Source organism: Methylobacterium sp. A54F, from assembly GCF_053346035.1.
The window spans coordinates 166258-180905 of sequence record NZ_JBKFBF010000004.1 but is presented as its reverse complement, the minus strand read 5'-3'; the positions used below and the strand labels follow the sequence as shown (position 1 = coordinate 180905).

The 14648-nt window shown below is 74.1% G+C and carries 15 protein-coding genes; 8 read left to right on the top strand and 7 right to left on the bottom strand.

Translation table 11 applies throughout. The features are described 5' to 3' along the window. Positions 1-166: 166 nt before the first annotated feature. Positions 167-430: a GCG_CRPN prefix-to-repeats domain-containing protein gene (locus ACLBXP_RS08920; RefSeq protein ID WP_447667281.1), complete on the top strand. Its 264-nt coding sequence runs from the start codon at positions 167-169 to the stop codon at positions 428-430. Between the two features lie 22 nt (positions 431-452). Here the strand turns inward: ACLBXP_RS08920 and ACLBXP_RS08915 are convergent, their stop codons facing one another. The 4 genes from ACLBXP_RS08915 to ACLBXP_RS08900 all read right to left on the bottom strand — a co-directional run bounded on the left by ACLBXP_RS08915 (position 453) and on the right by ACLBXP_RS08900 (position 2852). Beyond that, the gene (locus tag ACLBXP_RS08915; protein WP_447667280.1) at positions 453-1142 is read right to left on the bottom strand and encodes an SDR family oxidoreductase; all 690 of its coding nucleotides are present in this window, start codon (positions 1140-1142) and stop codon (positions 453-455) included. A 52-nt stretch (positions 1143-1194) separates the two neighbouring features. Further along, positions 1195-1497: a hypothetical protein gene (locus tag ACLBXP_RS08910; protein ID WP_447667279.1), complete on the bottom strand. Its 303-nt coding sequence runs from the start codon at positions 1495-1497 to the stop codon at positions 1195-1197. 105 nt (positions 1498-1602) lie between these two features. Further along, positions 1603-2247, bottom strand: a complete 645-nt coding sequence (locus ACLBXP_RS08905; protein WP_447667278.1) for a hypothetical protein — start codon at positions 2245-2247, stop codon at positions 1603-1605. Further along, positions 2244-2852 carry a hypothetical protein gene (locus ACLBXP_RS08900; RefSeq protein WP_447667277.1) on the bottom strand — a complete coding sequence of 203 codons (609 nt, stop codon included), beginning with the start codon at positions 2850-2852 and terminating at the stop codon, positions 2244-2246. The genes ACLBXP_RS08905 and ACLBXP_RS08900 overlap by 4 nt, the downstream gene beginning before the upstream one ends. A 155-nt stretch (positions 2853-3007) precedes the next feature. On the opposite strand from ACLBXP_RS08900, the gene ACLBXP_RS08895 reads away from it, so the two are divergent. After that, complete coding sequence (locus ACLBXP_RS08895; protein WP_447667276.1) at positions 3008-3991, top strand: hypothetical protein; 984 nt, start codon at positions 3008-3010, stop codon at positions 3989-3991. On the opposite strand, the gene ACLBXP_RS08890 is transcribed toward ACLBXP_RS08895, so the two are convergent. Next, on the bottom strand, positions 3979-5166 hold the full coding sequence (locus ACLBXP_RS08890) for a glycosyltransferase family 4 protein (RefSeq protein WP_447667275.1): 1188 nt from the start codon (positions 5164-5166) through the stop codon (positions 3979-3981). The two genes, ACLBXP_RS08895 and ACLBXP_RS08890, sit on opposite strands and share 13 nt — an antisense overlap. Next, positions 5166-6206 carry a glycosyltransferase family 4 protein gene (locus tag ACLBXP_RS08885; RefSeq protein ID WP_447667274.1) on the bottom strand — a complete coding sequence of 347 codons (1041 nt, stop codon included), beginning with the start codon at positions 6204-6206 and terminating at the stop codon, positions 5166-5168. The genes ACLBXP_RS08890 and ACLBXP_RS08885 overlap by 1 nt, the downstream gene beginning before the upstream one ends. Before the next feature lie 60 nt (positions 6207-6266). Between ACLBXP_RS08885 and ACLBXP_RS08880 the strand changes: the two genes are divergently transcribed. The 5 genes from ACLBXP_RS08880 to ACLBXP_RS08860 are packed head-to-tail and all read left to right on the top strand — an operon-like array spanning position 6267 to position 12452. Then, positions 6267-8321, top strand: a complete 2055-nt coding sequence (locus ACLBXP_RS08880; RefSeq protein WP_447667273.1) for an HAD-IIB family hydrolase — start codon at positions 6267-6269, stop codon at positions 8319-8321. A gap of 28 nt (positions 8322-8349) precedes the next feature. After that, on the top strand, positions 8350-9201 hold the full coding sequence (locus ACLBXP_RS08875) for a glycosyltransferase family 2 protein (protein ID WP_447667428.1): 852 nt from the start codon (positions 8350-8352) through the stop codon (positions 9199-9201). 23 nt (positions 9202-9224) lie between these two features. Further along, positions 9225-10370, top strand: coding sequence for a glycosyltransferase (locus ACLBXP_RS08870; RefSeq protein WP_447667272.1), 1146 nt, complete (start codon positions 9225-9227; stop codon positions 10368-10370). A 58-nt stretch (positions 10371-10428) separates the two neighbouring features. Then, positions 10429-11376, top strand: a complete 948-nt coding sequence (locus ACLBXP_RS08865; protein ID WP_447667271.1) for a glycosyltransferase family 2 protein — start codon at positions 10429-10431, stop codon at positions 11374-11376. Next, positions 11373-12452: a glycosyltransferase gene (locus ACLBXP_RS08860; protein ID WP_447667270.1), complete on the top strand. Its 1080-nt coding sequence runs from the start codon at positions 11373-11375 to the stop codon at positions 12450-12452. Before ACLBXP_RS08865 ends, ACLBXP_RS08860 begins: the two co-directional genes overlap by 4 nt. A gap of 66 nt (positions 12453-12518) precedes the next feature. Here ACLBXP_RS08860 and ACLBXP_RS08855 read toward each other — a convergent pair whose 3' ends face one another. After that, on the bottom strand, positions 12519-13715 hold the full coding sequence (locus ACLBXP_RS08855) for an MFS transporter (RefSeq protein ID WP_447667269.1): 1197 nt from the start codon (positions 13713-13715) through the stop codon (positions 12519-12521). Between the two features lie 105 nt (positions 13716-13820). Between ACLBXP_RS08855 and ACLBXP_RS08850 the strand changes: the two genes are divergently transcribed. After that, positions 13821-14639 (top strand): AraC family transcriptional regulator, encoded by an 819-nt coding sequence (locus ACLBXP_RS08850; RefSeq protein WP_447667268.1) that lies wholly within the window; start codon positions 13821-13823, stop codon positions 14637-14639. Positions 14640-14648 lie beyond the last annotated feature (9 nt).

Below are 14648 nucleotides of genomic sequence, written 5' to 3'. Positions count from 1 at the left end.
GACGCGCCGCCCGTCACAAAACGTTACGCCCGGGCATCGGCCCGTCACATCCCGGAAGGCGGCCGGGGCGAATCTGTCCTCACCCGATGCGGTGGACATGCCGCCGGAATCGCGGACATCGGAATCGATTCCGGCGCCGCACCCTGGAACGACAAGGAACCCCTCGATGCTGAAGATCCTCGCCCCGGCCCTCCTCCTCGCGTCCCTGACGATTCCGGCCTCCGCCCTGCCGCTGGTGCAGCCGGCGGTCTCCGCCGGGACCGGAGAGGCCGAGATCATCCAGGTCTATGGCGGCTGCGGCCCCTACGGGCATCGCGGGCCCTACGGCGGCTGCCGGGCCGGCGGCCAGTGGGGCGGCTACGTCCGGGGCCGGTCCTGCCCGCCCGGCTTCCACATCGGCCCCTACGGACGGCGCTGCTGGCCGAACTGAGCCCGCAGTCACGGCGGTAGCGTCACCACGGCACCGGTTCTCCGGCGTAGTCGACAAACACGCAGCCGCGCAGGCCGAGGCGGCTCTCCAGAACGGAGACCATGCCGCGCGCGCTCGTCTCGACGTCGAGGGTGGCGCGACGCCCGCCGAGATCCGTGCGCACCCAGCCCGGATGCATGAGCACGACGCCCCACTCGGCCCCGGAATGCCGGCCCGCGAAGGAGCGGGCCAGCGTATTGAGAGCCGCCTTGCTGGCCCGGTAGCTGCTCCACCCGCCGCCGCGGTTCAGCGACACCGAGCCGAGCTTCGAGGTCATCAGCACCATGAGCCCGTCCGCGGCGACGCGGCGGCGGAACGCCTCGGCGAAGCGGATCGGGCTGATCGCGTTGGTCTGGAAGGTCGCGGCCGCCACCTCCCGCGGCAGGAGAGCCGCCGGCGTCCCCGCCTGGGTCGCGACGCCGGCCACCACGAATACGATGTCGAAGACGGGCTCGTCCGCGAGTGCCGCCCGAAGCCGGCCCACCGCCGCATCGTCGTCGATGTCGATGCCCGCTTCGATGCGGAGCGGACCGGACGCCGCCAGGTCGGCGAGCGCCCGGGCCGGCCGCCGGACCGTGGCGGTGACGTCCCAGCCCCGTGCCAGGAACGCGGCGACGAGCCCCAGGCCGAGCCGGCGCGACGCACCGACGATCAGGACCCGGCGCCCGGTCACCCGACCGACGCGTCGGGACCGCGGCCGGGCCGTGCGGCGAAGCGGCCCCGGCTCACGCCTCCTCGGCCTTCCGCCGGCCGCGGCCGTGCTGCTCCTTCGTCAGGGCCGCATTCTCGGCGGCCGCCTGCTTCTCGGCCTTGCCGGCGGTCGCCGAGGAGGTGCCGGCCTCGGGCGAGCCGTCGGTATCCGCCGTGGAGGCGGCGGGCTTCGGGTGCCCCTTGCCATCGGTCGGGGAGGGTGCCCGTCCGCCCTCGGTGACGACGGGATGACCGGCCCCGGCCTTGGCGCTGCCCGCCTCCTGGATCTCTTCGGCCTTCTGGGCCTTGGCGGAACGGCTGTGCTGGGTCTCGGACATGCAGTGATCTCCCCGAAGAAGCGGCGTTCTGGCTGTCGAGCGGCAACCGGGGCTCCGCGCCAGGGTTGCGGCGCCCATTGACGCAGGATCGGCAGGACCCCCATTTCAGGGCCCGGCCCAGGCCGCTCGAACGGGTCCCTCTGCGGTGTCCGGCTTCGACGTCCCGATGAAGATCACGACCGGCCCGTGGTCGGCGCGCCGCGGGTCGTAGAAGTCGAGGAGGCCGGGGTAGATCCGCTGGATGAAGTTCGGCCGCCGGCCCTCCCGGCGCAGCAGGTGGTCGATCACCACCTGATCGCCGTGCACCGCGTTGGGCGCCGGCCCGCAGGAGCCGGACGTCATCCAGCGCTCCGGCTCGGCCGCGAAGGTCGCGTAGAGCGATGCCAGCTCGTCCCCCGTCCAGCGGAGGAGGGCGCTGGAGAGGCGGTCCTTGTGGAAGTAATCCTCCATCGCCGCGAGGCCGGGCTCGGCCAGTGCGTCGGCCGGCCCGGTCAGGACGGTGTCGAGGTCGCACAGGAGGGTCGGCCCCTCGGTCAGCCCCGGGCGGAACGCCTCCATCTTCGCCCACCAGGCCGGCCAGGCGTGCCGCAGCGGCACCGTCTCCACCCCCGCGACGGCGAGCGGCAGGTCGGTGAGGCAGAGGATCCTGTCGAAGCCCGGAGCGTGCCGGCGCACGCCGCGCGCCAGGCGCTCGACCCAGGTCGCGTCGTAGCGTCCGCCGCTCCTCAGGACGGTGATCAGCGTGCTCACGACCCTAGCCTCCCGGGGGCGCGGGGCGGATGCAGGCGGAGCCGCCCCGCCGCCTCGGCCTCGGCGAACCACGCGCGCTCGGCCGCCCAGGGGTGGCCGGGCCAGCCTGCGAACGCGAAGCCGTGCGCCTCCGCCGGGTGCGCCCCGGCGGGCCGGGCGAGCATCAGCGCGAGCGTCACGAGGAAGCCGGTGCTGGGGTTCGGGCGCCCGCGCGTGTTCGGGCCAAGGAGGGCGCGGGCCCGCGCGTGCAGCGCCTCCGGCAGGACGTAGATGGGGCGGCCGAGGGGGCGCAGCCGCACCATCATCTCGCGGGTCCAGCAGATCGGCTCGGGCCTGTTCTGCTCGGCCGGCAGCATCGGGAACGGCAGGATGAAGGCCTGCGCCGCCCGGATCGCTTCGCCTTCCAGGAAATGCGGGTCCGCGAGCCATTCCCCGGGCTGGCCGCCGCGGTTGACCAGCGCGAGGTGCGTGACCCTTCGGCCGGCGCGGTCGCCGAAGCCCGGCGCGTTGTTGAAGCGCACGACGCAGTCCGCGGCGTCGATCGCGGCGGCCCCGCCCGTGCCGGGCGCGTTGCCGACGATCGCGAGGGACGAGCCGGGGGGCATGCTCGCGGTGAGGGCGCACGCGCCTGTGGGGGAGTCGACGGTGCTCGTCACTTGCGGCAGGGATGCGGGGAGGGCTGCGGGGAAACGCCAAGGTATGGCGCAGGCCCAGCACAACCAGACCCTGCACCGCATTCGGGAAGGCCGGAACGACGACCATGCGCCGATGCTTCGTCTGCGCGGCCGACATGCTCGGGCCGAGCGACCGGTCCCTGACCTTCGAGAACGGACGCCGCCGCAGCTTCCTGCGGGCCTGCGCCTCCTGCGGCGTCCTGCTCGACCGGGACGCGGAGCCGGCCGCCTGCCGCGAGCACCTGGCCCGACGCCTGGACGCCCCGACCTTCGCGTCCGACCCGGACGCCCCCTACGGCCTCGACCTCTACACCCTGCGCAGCGCGGCGACCCGCGTCGGACTCGGCATCCGTCCCCTCGACGCGGACGACCACGCCGCCCTCCGGCATCCGCACAGCAGCCGGGCAGCGCGAGCAGGTCTCTTCGCGCTCGGCACCGCGGGGCGGCGCCCGGTATCGCTCGGCCTTCTCTGCCGCCCGGCGGAGCGCGATGCGGTGCTGGCGGCGCTCCCGGCGCACGCGGCATGGACGGACGATGTCGCGATCCTGCTCGACGCCGAGGCCTCGGCCGAACGCGCGGTCGCGGTCGCGGGGTTCCCCCCCGGCGCGGTTCGGATCGCGGCCGGACCGATCGACGGCGATTTCGCCGCGCAGCGCAACGCGCTTCAGGACCTCGCGCGCCACCCCTGGATGCTGCAGCTCGACGCCGACGAGGCGCTCGATCCCGCAGCCGGCCGGCTCCTGCCCGCGCTCGCCGCGCTCGCGGAGGCGGGCGACGTGGTCTCCATCGGCCTCGCGCGGCGCAACCGCGTCGACGGGGTGCTCTCCGACGTGTTTCCCGACGTGCAGTACCGCCTCAACCGGACCGGCCTGCGCTTTTCCGGCCGCGTGCACGAGCGCCCGGTCCTCACTGGGGGCTGGCCGCGCAGCTTCATCGCCCTGCACGGGGCGATCGAGCACCGGTTGAGCCGCGCCCACGTCCGGGCGCGCTCGCAGCGCTACGAGGCCCTCGACCCCGGGCGCGGGCGCCTCGAGGAGGCGGCGCTACTGCTGCGGCCCTACCGCGATTGAGAGGCGGCCTCGATCGCCCGCTCGTAGAGCGCCAGGGTCTCGCGCCCGAGGCTCGCGCGGTCGAAGCGCCCGGCCGCCGCGAGGGCGCGCGCCCGGTAGGCTGCTCGGAGGGCAGGATCGCTCAGGAGCGGGCGCAGGGCATCGGCCAGCGCGAGCCCGGTGGCGGCCTGCGCCAGCGGCCCCGCCCCGGGGGTGCCGACGAAGGCGCGGGCGCTCGCGTCCTCGGCGCAGGCCACCACGGGGCGGCCGTAGGCCAGCGCCTCCTGGTAGACGAGGCCGAAGCTCTCATAGCGCGAGGGAGCGAGCACCACGTGAGCCTCCGCGTAGGCCTGCGCGAGGTCGCGGCCGTCGATCCGCCCGCGGGCGCGGATGCGGGCACGCGCGACTTCCGGCAGGTCCGCCGGGAGATCTTCCGGCGGCACGCCGACGAGGTCGAGCCGGAACGGCGGCAGGGCGCCCCGCGCCTGCTCCGCGCCGAGGATCGCGACCGCGCCGAGCAGAGCGTCGAAGCCCTTGCGCGTCTCCGCCCGCCCGACGAAGAGCAGCCGCACCGGCGCGTCGGCATCCGGGTAGGGCGCCGAGCGGCCGGCCGCCTCGATCTCCGGCGGCAGGCTGAGGCCGATCGCGGCGGCGGGCTGCCGGCCGGTGAGGCGATAGGTGCGCGCGATCACCGCTCCGTGCTCGGCGGTGTTCGCGATGAGGCCGGCACTGCCCCGGGCCTGCCGGCGCTCCAGCGCATCGGCCAACCGGCCATCGAGGCGGTCGCGCATCGTCGTGGCGTGGTCGCGCGTGAAGGCGGCCGGCGTCGAGCTCCGCGTCACCAGCGGAAGGTTCGGCCGGCCGGCGAGCAGCGCGGCCGGCGCGTACCAGTTCGTCGCCTCGACGACGCTGAAGGGCGCACGGGTATGGGCGGCGAGGACGGCGCGCCGGAAGGCGAGTGGCGCGGCTAGGTGCCCGGCCGAGCCCCAGAGGCGCAGCCGCGCCAGGGCGCTTCCGGGCGGGATCGCGAGGCCCACCACCGTGACGCCGCCGGCCTGCTCGCGGCCGGAGCGGTCGAGAGTGAAGACCGTGACATCGGCACCCGCCTCCGCAAGGCTCTCGGCGATCTCGCGGGCCGCGGTCGAGAGCCCGCTCGGGGCCGGCGGGTAGTCCCAGGCGAGGAGGGCGGTGCGCATCAGGCCGCGAGAAGGCGTTCGTAGAGGGCGAGGTAGTCCTGCGCCATGCGTTCGGCGGTAAATCGCTCCTCGAAGCGGCGGCGCACCCGGGCGCGGTCGAGCCCGCCGATCCGGGCGAGCGCCGCGACCGCTTCCGCCTCGGAGGCGACCACGAAGCCGGTCACGCCGTCCTCCACGATCTCCGGGACCGAGCCGCGGTTCCAGGCGATCACCGGCGTCCCGCAGGCCATCGCCTCGATCATTACGAGGCCGAAGGGCTCGGGCCAGTCGATCGGGAACAGCAGCGCCCGGGCACCTCCAAGGAGTTCGCCCTTCCGAACGTCGTCGACCGGCCCCAGGTAGGTCGCGTCCGGCCCGAGCAACGGGCGCACCTGCCCGTCGAAATAGTCCGGGTTGCCCACATCGACGGTGCCCCCGAGCCGGATCGGCAGGCCGGCCGCGCGGGCAACGCGGATCGCGGTGTCGGGGCGCTTCTGGTCGGTCAGGCGGCCCACGAAGGCGACGTGCCCCTCGGGCTCGGCGCGGAAGGAGTAGCGGTCCCGGGCGATGCCGTGATGGACGACGCCCGCTCGGTTCGAGGGCGGGATGCCGGCCGCCTGCGCCGCGGAGATCGCCGCCACGGGCAGGTCGGGAAAGCCCGCGAAGAACAGGGCGCGGTCGAGCTCGTCCACGCGCCAGTGCACCGTCGTCAGGCTGTGGCGCCGGCGCGCGCCGAGGAGTGCGGCGTGCGCGAACTCGCCGTGGCAGTGGACGATGTCGAACGCGTCGAGGCGCAGGCGCAGGGCCTCAAGCTGCAGGGCGTCGAGGGCCGCCGGCACGCCGGGGGCGACGCGGCCGTACCGCGTCTCCAAAGCAGAAAGGCTCGGATGGTTGCCAACACAAGGTAAGTCTGTCGCACTGTCCGACGGCGCGAACAGCGTTACCTCGGCATTCAAGCTGCGCAGCGCTGTACAGAGGTCGTAGATGACCCGCTCCGTGCCGCCATGATGCTTCGGGGGAACGGGGAAGATGTTCGGAGCCACTTGGGCGACACGGATCACACGCTGCACCTTTTCTAACATATGTTGTCGCTTGGCCGCCATTTCGATGCCGGTCGCCTGATGTTCGTGCTGCACGTCGCCCTGCAGGGCTGCCTGCGCGGCGCGGACGTCGCCTATGGGATCACTGCCGATACCGGCGGACACATCCGCTACCTGCTCGATCTCGTGGGGGCCTGTGCCCAGGATGTCGGCGTCGCGCGGATCGTGGTGGCGACGCGCCTGTTCCACGGCGCGCCCGGCCCCGACTACGCCGTGCCCGAAGAGCCGATCTCGGACAAGGTCACCCTCGTGCGGCTCGCGAGCGCGTCGCCGGGCTACCGGGCCAAGGAGGAACTGCACGGGGAGGTGGCGAGCTTCGCCGAGAACCTCGTCGCCTGGATCGCGCGGCAGCCGCGGGCGCCGGACCTGATCCACGCGCACTACGCCGACGCGGCGCGCGTCGCGGGAATCGTCGAGGATCGCCTCGGCATCCCCTTCGTGTTCACCGCCCACTCCCTCGGCCGGGTCAAGGCCGCGATGTTCGGCCCCGGGGCGGAGGCGCGCGCCGACCTCGCCCATCGGATCGCCGCGGAGGAGGGCGCCCTGGCGCGGGCGCGGCTCGTCGTCGCCTCCTCGCGCGACGAGGCCGAGGTTCAGTACGCGGGCTACGCCGCCTACGATCCCGGGCGCATCCGCATCCTGCCGCCGGGCAGCGACCTCGCGCGCTTCGCCGAGGCCCGGTGCCACCCGCGCGTCGACGGCGCGATCGACCGCTTCCTGCACGCCCCCGGCAAGCCGCCCCTGCTGGCGCTCGCCCGGCCGGTGGCGCGCAAGAACCTCGCGGCGCTGGTGCGGGCCTACGGCGAGAGCCCCGAGCTTCAGGCCCGGGCGAACCTGGTGATCGTCGCCGGCACGCGCGAGGACATCGACGCGCTCGACGGCGACATGGCCGCGACGATGCGCGAACTCCTCGTGCTGATCGACCGCTACGACCTCTACGGCCGCGTGGCCTACCCGAAGACGCACCGGTCGGACGACGTGCCGGCCGTCTACGCCTACGCGGGCACGCGCGGCGGCGTCTTCGTCAACCCGGCGCTGAACGAGCCCTTCGGCCTGACCCTGCTGGAGGCCTCCGCCGCCGGCCTTCCCCTCGTCGCCACGGACAGCGGCGGGCCGAACGACATCGTCGAGACCTGCGGCAACGGCCTGCTCGTCGATCCGCGCGACCCGACGGCGATCGCCGCGGCCTGCCTGCGCCTCCTCGGCGATCCCGAGCTCTACGCCCGCTGCGTCGCGGGCGGCGCCCGTGCGGCGGCGGCCTACGACTGGGACCGCCACGCCACGCGCTACCACGCCCTGGTGCGCGCGCTGCTGGCGCCGGTGCCGCCGATGCGGGCGCCGCGGCAGCTCCTGATCTGCGATATCGACAACACGCTGATCGGCTGCGCGGCCTCGCTCGACACCTTCCGCCGCTGGCGCAGCCGGCAGGCCGGGCTCGCCTTCGGGGTCGCCACGGGCCGCTCCTTCCACAGCGCCATGGCGGTGCTGGAGCAGCAGGCGAGCCCGCGCCCCCAGGTGATGATCACCTCGGTCGGTTCGGAGATCTACCACCTCGACGCCAATGGCGTGACCTACACGGCGGATGCCGCGTGGCGCGCCGCGATCTCCGCCGGCTGGCAGCGCGACGCGGCGCGCGAGGCTCTTGCCGGCCTACCGGGCCTCGCGGCGCAGGGACCGCTGGAGCAGCGGGACCTGAAGCTGAGCTACTTCGGCGACGCCGCCGCGGCCCACAATGTCCGGATGCGGCTCGACCGGGCGGGCCTCGCCGCCCGGGTCATCCACAGCCACGGCCGCTACCTCGACGTGCTGCCCGCGGCCGCCTCCAAGGGAACGGCGGTCGATCACGTCCGGGCCCTCTACGGCCTGCCCGAGGAGGCCGTGTTCGTCGCGGGCGATTCGGGCAACGACGTCGAGATGCTGCGCGCCCGGGTGCACGCCATCATCGTCGCGAACTACTCCGACGATCTCGCGAGCCACGGCGCGCTGAAGCACTCCTACGTCGCTCGCAGCTCCCACGCCCGCGGCATCATCGAGGGCGTCGGCCACTTCCGGCGGATGCTCGCCCTTGCGCACTGACGCGTCCCCGTCCGGCGCGGCCGCGAGCGTGCTCACCCTGGTGCGCGGCCGGGAGGACCGACTGCGCGAGCTGTTGCGCGGCATCGCCCGCCAGACCGCGCGGCCCCGCGAGCTGGTGGTCGCTTGGATGCAGCCGGACATCGCCCCGGACCTGCCCGATCCCGGCTGCCCGGTGCGCCACCTCCGCGTGCCGGGCGAGCCGATGCCGCTCGCCGCCGCGCGCAACCGGGCGGCGGAGGCGGCCGCGGGCGACCTTCTCGTCTTCCTCGACGTCGACTGCATCCCGGCGCCCGGCCTCGTCGCGGCCTACGGGCAGGCCGCCGCGACGGAGCGCGGCCTCTTCCTCGGCGAAGTCCTCTACCTGCCGGCGGAGGCGACATCGCGCGGCCCCATCGACCCGGCAGCCCTCGACCGGCTCGGCCGCGCCCACCCGGCACGCCCGCCCGTGCCCGCGGCCGGCCTGCGCCGCGAGCTCGATCCCGGGCAGCTCTGGGGCCTGTCGTTCGCGCTCGCCGCGGCCGACTGGCGGTCGGTCGGCGGCATGGACGAGGCCTATGCGGGCTACGGCGGGGAGGAGACGGACCTCGCCGCCCGCCTCGCGGCGACGGGCCTGCCCACCTTCTGGGTCGCGGGCGCGCGCGCCTACCACCAGCACCACCCGGTGCACGTGCCGCCGCTGCAGCATTTCGAGCCGATCGTCGCCAACGCCACCCGCTTCCACGCGCGGCACGGCCGCTGGTGCATGACCTACTGGCTCGGCCAGTTCCGCGCGGCCGGCCTGATCGACTGGGACGCGGATTCGAATGCGATCCGCGTCGTGCGCCGCCCGAGCGCGGGCGAGATCGCCGCCGCGCTGCGGCCCGGCGCCCTGTTCTCCTGAGACGAGCCGCGAACCCGCCAGCCATGAAGAAGCCCATTGTATTCTTCGTCCACCACCAGGGCCGGGGCCACGCCAACCGCACGATGGCGGTGGCGGCCGAGTTCGCCCGCGACCGCCCGGTGTCGGTGCTGACCGCGGGCCCGCACCTGTTCGAGGGATTTTCCCGCGACATCGAGATCGTGGCCCTGCCGAACATGATCGGCGCCGCCGTGCCGACGCCGCGCCTCTACGCCGAGCCGACGCCAAGTGTGATGCACTGCGTGCCCCTCGGCCTCTCCGAGATGCGCCGGACGATGCGGTGCATCCTCGACCACCTCGACGAGCGCGGGATCGGTCTGTTCGTCGTCGACGTCTCGGCCGAGATCGCCTTGCTCTCCCGCATCGCGAGCGTGCCGGCCGTGCAGATCCGCATGCACGGCGACCGTTCCGACGTGGGGCACCTGGGCGCCTACGAAGCCTGCGTCGGGATGCTCGCGCCCTTCGACGCGCGCCTGGAGCAGGACGACTACCCAGCGGCCCTGCGGGCCAAGACCTTCTACAGCGGCGGCCTCTGCACCACCCTCGACCGCGTGCCCGACCGCGCCGAGGCCCGCGCCCGCCTCGGCCTCGACCCGGCGCGCGAGATCGTCGTCGCGGTGACCGGTGGCGGCGGCAGCGGCACGCCCTACGCGCCGCTCACGGTCGCGGCCCGCGCGGCGCCGGACGCGCTCTGGCTGACCCTCGGCCCGACCCACCGGGAGGGGCACGAAACCGATTTTTCCAACCTGCGCGAGCTCGGCTGGGTCCCCGGGATCACCGACTACCTGGCGGCGGCCGACATCGTGATCGCCTCGGCCGGCGACAACACGGTTCACGAGGTCGCCCGGGTCGGCGGCCGCCTGATCGTGATGCCGGAATGGCGCTACTTCGCCGAGCAGACCCGCAAGGCCGAAGCCCTGGTGCGCCTCGGCGCCGCCGTCCAGGCGCCGGCCTGGCCCGGGGACCTGCAGGGCTGGCGCGACCTGCTCACCCGCGCCCGCGCCCTGGACGGCGGCGTCCTGCACGGCCTCTGGGCGCCGGACGCCGCCGCCCGCGCCGCGGACTGGCTCGAGGCGCTCACGGACGAGCTCTGGACAGGCGAAAGCACCGGCGCGGCCTCGGCCCCCCTCCGGGTCGTCGCCACGGGCTGACCGCTCAGGAATCTTGCCCCGCTATTCTCACCCCGCATTGCCGGAGACCGACCGCCGCATGCTCAACCTCTCCGTCGTCACCCTCGCGAAGGGGCGGCCGGCGCACCTGCGCAACGTGCTCGCCGGCCTCGCGCGACAGACGCAGCCGCCCGCCGAGTTCATCGTCGCGGTGATGCAGGACGCGCCCTACGACCTGCCGGAGGTCGCCTTTCCGGTCCGCCAGATCCCGGTGCCGGGTCGCGAGCTGCCGCTCGCGGCGGCGCGCAACCGGGGCGTCGCGGCGGCAAGCGGAGAGGCGGTCGCGTTCCTCGACGTCGACTGCATCCCGGCGCCCGACCTCGTGGCGGACTACGCCCGCGGGCTCGGCGAGCTCGACGGGCTCCTGATGGGCGAGGTGCTGCACCTGCCCGAACGCGCGACGCTCGGCGCCTGGGACTACGCCGATCTCGCGGCGGTGGCCGAGCGGCACTCCGACCGGCGCGGCCCCCCAGCCTCCGGCATCGAGATCTGCAATGATTACCGCTGCTTCTGGTCGCTGAACTTCGCCATCCGGCGGGAGACCTTCCGGGCCACCGGCGGCTTCGATGAGCGCTACACGGGCTACGGCGGCGAGGACACGGATTTCGGGAAGCTCCTCGACTGCAGCGGCATCCCGATCGCATGGATGAAGGGCGCCCTGGCCTATCACCAGTACCATCCGCATCACATGCCCCCCGTCCACCACCTCGAGAGCGTGGTGCGCAACGCCGAGTTGTTCGAGGCCAAGTGGGGTTACCGGACCATGGGCCACTGGCTGCACGCGTTCCGCATGATGGGCCTGATCGACGACGCACCCGACCGGCCGATCCGCATCCTCCGGCGCCCCGGCGCCGAGGATCTGGCGCTGACCGGCCAGCGGAGCCACGAACCCTACACCAACGCCGCCTCGGTGATCCGACACCTCGCGGCGCGGGACGCAGGGGCCACGGCGGCGCCGGCGGGCGAGCCCCTGCCGGCCTCGGCGTGAGGATCGCGCTCCTCGCCCACCTGCGTCACCCCGTCGCCGCGCCCTTCGCGGGGGGCATGGAGGCCTACACCTGGCACCTCGCCGAGGGGCTGACGGAGCGCGGACACGAGGTCGTGCTGTTTGCCTCCGGCGACAGCGATCGGCGCTTCGTCCTCGACCCCGTGATCCCGGTCCACCACGAGCGCAGCTTTCCGGGGTTGGAGCACCGCGGCGACGCGGGGCTCAAGGCTCATCTGGATGCCGGCTACGGCGCGGCCTGCGATCGGATCGCGGCCGGCGGCTTCGACATCGTGCACAACAACAGCCTCAGCCGCCTCGCCCTGGAGCCACGGCGCACGGCCGCGACGCCCACGCTCACCAGCCTGCACGTGCCGCCCTACGACGCGCTGCGCTGGTTCGTGCAGGCGAGCCCGGGCCCGACCCACCGCCTTACGGTGACGTCGGAGGCGCAGCGGAGGGCCTGGTGGCCGGACGGGGCGCCCCCGGAGGTCTCGGTGCTGCACAACGGCATCGATCCGGCCGTCTGGCCCTTTTGTGAGAGCGGCGACGGCAGCGCCGTCTGGGTCGGGCGCGTTGCGCCGGTCAAGGGGACGCACCACGCGGTCGCTGCGGCCCGTCGGGCTGGCGTGCCCCTCACCCTGTTCGGCCCGGTCGAGGATCCCGATTACTGGACGAGCGAGGTCGCTCCGCGCCTCGGCGGGCCGGTCCGCTACGGTGGCCACCTCGCCGGCCCTGCGCTGGCGGAGGCGGTCGGCCGCGCCTCCGTCTTCCTGTTCACGCCCTGTTGGGACGAGCCGTTCGGCCTTTCGGCGGTGGAGGCGATGGCCTGCGGCCTGCCGGTCGCCGGGTTCGCGGCCGGGGCGGCCCCCGAAATCGTCGGCGAGGCCGGAACCCTGGTGCCGTGCGGGGACGAGGCCGAGCTGGCGCGGGCGATCCCGAAGGCCTCGGCCATCCCACGGACGATCCCGCGCGCCCGCGTCCTGCGCCTGTTCACCCGAGAGCGCTGGCTCGACCGGTGCGAGGCGCTCTACGCGCAGGTGAGCGCCGGATCGCCGAGCCTGATCCCCGCCCGGTAGATCGGATCGAACCACGACGCGTGAGGCATCGCCGCCCCGCCCGCCGAGCAGCAGCGGCGCATGGCCTCACTCGGCGGGCGCGAGGCTGCGGGACCGTTCCTGCCGCGTGAGTGCGAAGAAGCCGAGGGCCGAGGCGACGATCACGGCCCCGAAGGCCGCCGAGATCCCGAGGACGAGGCCGAAGCCGCCGCGGTCGTGCACGAGGGCGATCAGGGGCACGACGAAGCCGCTCACCGTGAAACCGAGGAAGTAGCGCACGCTGTAGGCCCGCGCCCGATAGGCGGGCGGGACGTAGCGCGCCACCATCGCGTCGTTGATCACGACCTGTCCGTAGAGCGCCGCCATCGTCAGCACGAGCCCGACGAGGAGCGGCACGCCCGTGCTGACCGCCGCGAGGCCGAGGCCGATCGGTTGCAGGGTGGAGAGCGCGAGGAAGAGCGTCGGCAGGCTGTAGCGGTCGATCAGGCGCCCCATCAGGAGCTGAGTCAGGGCGCCGAACACGAAGACCAGCGTCGCGAGCGAGCCGATCAGCGCGAGGGGCAGCCCGTCGCCGACGCGCTCGTCGATGACCTTCGGCAGGGCGATGGTCGTGATGTTGAAGGTCATGCCGCCCGCCACGATCGCGAAGGCGAACACCACGAGGAGCGGCAACGGGCGCGCCACCGGGATGAGGGATGCGGCCCCGCCCTTGCCGGCGACGCCCGCGCCGTCACCTGGGACGAGCGCCAGGAAGGCGGTCCCGCAGGCGAGGCAGACGAGGCCCGGCACGATGAAGGCCGCCTGCCAACCGAGCCCGGCGGCCAGGAGCGCGGTGACGCCGGAGGCGGTGGCGGCGCCGAAGTTGCCCCAGACGCCGTTGATGCCGAGGTCCCGGCCGAGGCGGCGGGCGTGGGTCACCAGCATGGTCGAGCCGACCGGGTGGTAGATCGCCGAGGCCAGCCCCAGCACGCAGAGCCACGCCGCAAAGGCCGTCGGGCTCGCGGCGCTCGCCACGCCGAGGCAGGACAGGCCGTAGCCGAAGAAGAAGATCGCCAGCATGGTCCGGCGCCCGAAGCGGTCGGCGAGCCAGCCCATGGGCAGCGAGCAGAGGCCGAACGCCACGAAGGCGCCCGTGGCGAGCCCGATCAGCTCGCCGTAGCTCAGGCCTGTCTGCGCCGCGATGGCCAGCACCGCAGTCGGGTAGATCAGCAGCACGAAGTGATCGAGGGCGTGCGCCACGTTGACGAAGCGCAGGGTGCGGCGGGACAAGGTCTCGGCTTCCATCGGGCGGGCAACTCCACGGGCCTGCGCCATTCTAGCTGACCCGTTGAACGGCGTCGGGCCGAAGGTGTACGCGTTCGGGCCAAACCGGAGGCTCGGGAGAGCACGATGCGGTCGATCCGGGCCGAGGACTACCAGGACGTTCCGCGCGCCGTCGCGGTGATGCCGAAGCAATTCGCGGCCGGCAGCCGCACGGGACTGCACGCCCATCCCCGCGCGCAGCTCCTCTACGCGACGGCCGGCCTGATGATGGCGACGGCGGATGACGGGACCTGGGTAGTGCCCGAGGGCCACGCGCTCTGGATCCCGCCGCGCCTGCCCCACGCGGTGGCGATGCACGGTTCCGTTGCGATGTGCTCGGCCTACCTGGCAGTCGAAGCGCTGGCGGGCTTTCCGGGCCGAGCGCGGGTCATCGAGGTCTCGCCCCTCCTCGCCGCCGCCTTGAGCGCCCTGACCGAGGAGCCCGTGCACTACGACGAGGCCGGGCGCGGCGGGCACCTCGCCGCGCTGGTGCTCGACGAGATCCGGCGGGCCCCCGAGACCCGCCTCACCCTGCCGCTCCCCGGCGACGAGCGGCTTCGGCGCGTCTGCCTCGGCCTCATCGCGGATCCGGCGGCCGCGTTCGACCTCGATCGATGGGCCGATCAGGCCGGCGTCAGCCGCCGGACGCTGACGCGCGGTTTCCGGCGCGAGACGGGCCTCAGCTTCGGGCAGTGGCGGGTGCGGGCGCGGGTGGTCCGGGCGCTGGCGCTTGCCGCGGACGGGCAGGGGCCGCGCGAGGTCGCCGCCTCGGTGGGCTACCGCAGCGTCCAGGCGCTGCGCGCCAGGACCGAGACGCTCGTCGGCGCCGCGCCGGACGAGCCCGCCCGCGGACAGGCCCCCGAAAACGGACCGCGGGCTCAGGGCCACCCACCCGATCAGGCCTGATTTGCTGCC

What these genes read in the sequence shown, in the direction of transcription:
- ACLBXP_RS08880 (WP_447667273.1), top strand. Translation starts at nt 6,267, where the DNA reads ATGTTCGTGCTGCACGTCGCCCTGCAGGGCTGCCTGCGCGGCGCGGAC.
- ACLBXP_RS08920 (WP_447667281.1), top strand. Translation starts at nt 167, where the DNA reads ATGCTGAAGATCCTCGCCCCGGCCCTCCTCCTCGCGTCCCTGACGATT.
- ACLBXP_RS08850 (WP_447667268.1), top strand. Translation starts at nt 13,821, where the DNA reads ATGCGGTCGATCCGGGCCGAGGACTACCAGGACGTTCCGCGCGCCGTC.
- ACLBXP_RS08900 (WP_447667277.1), bottom strand. Translation starts at nt 2,852, where the DNA reads ATGCCCCCCGGCTCGTCCCTCGCGATCGTCGGCAACGCGCCCGGCACG.
- ACLBXP_RS08865 (WP_447667271.1), top strand. Translation starts at nt 10,429, where the DNA reads ATGCTCAACCTCTCCGTCGTCACCCTCGCGAAGGGGCGGCCGGCGCAC.
- ACLBXP_RS08910 (WP_447667279.1), bottom strand. Translation starts at nt 1,497, where the DNA reads ATGTCCGAGACCCAGCACAGCCGTTCCGCCAAGGCCCAGAAGGCCGAA.
- ACLBXP_RS08890 (WP_447667275.1), bottom strand. Translation starts at nt 5,166, where the DNA reads ATGCGCACCGCCCTCCTCGCCTGGGACTACCCGCCGGCCCCGAGCGGG.
- ACLBXP_RS08895 (WP_447667276.1), top strand. Translation starts at nt 3,008, where the DNA reads ATGCGCCGATGCTTCGTCTGCGCGGCCGACATGCTCGGGCCGAGCGAC.
- ACLBXP_RS08870 (WP_447667272.1), top strand. Translation starts at nt 9,225, where the DNA reads ATGAAGAAGCCCATTGTATTCTTCGTCCACCACCAGGGCCGGGGCCAC.
- ACLBXP_RS08855 (WP_447667269.1), bottom strand. Translation starts at nt 13,715, where the DNA reads ATGGAAGCCGAGACCTTGTCCCGCCGCACCCTGCGCTTCGTCAACGTG.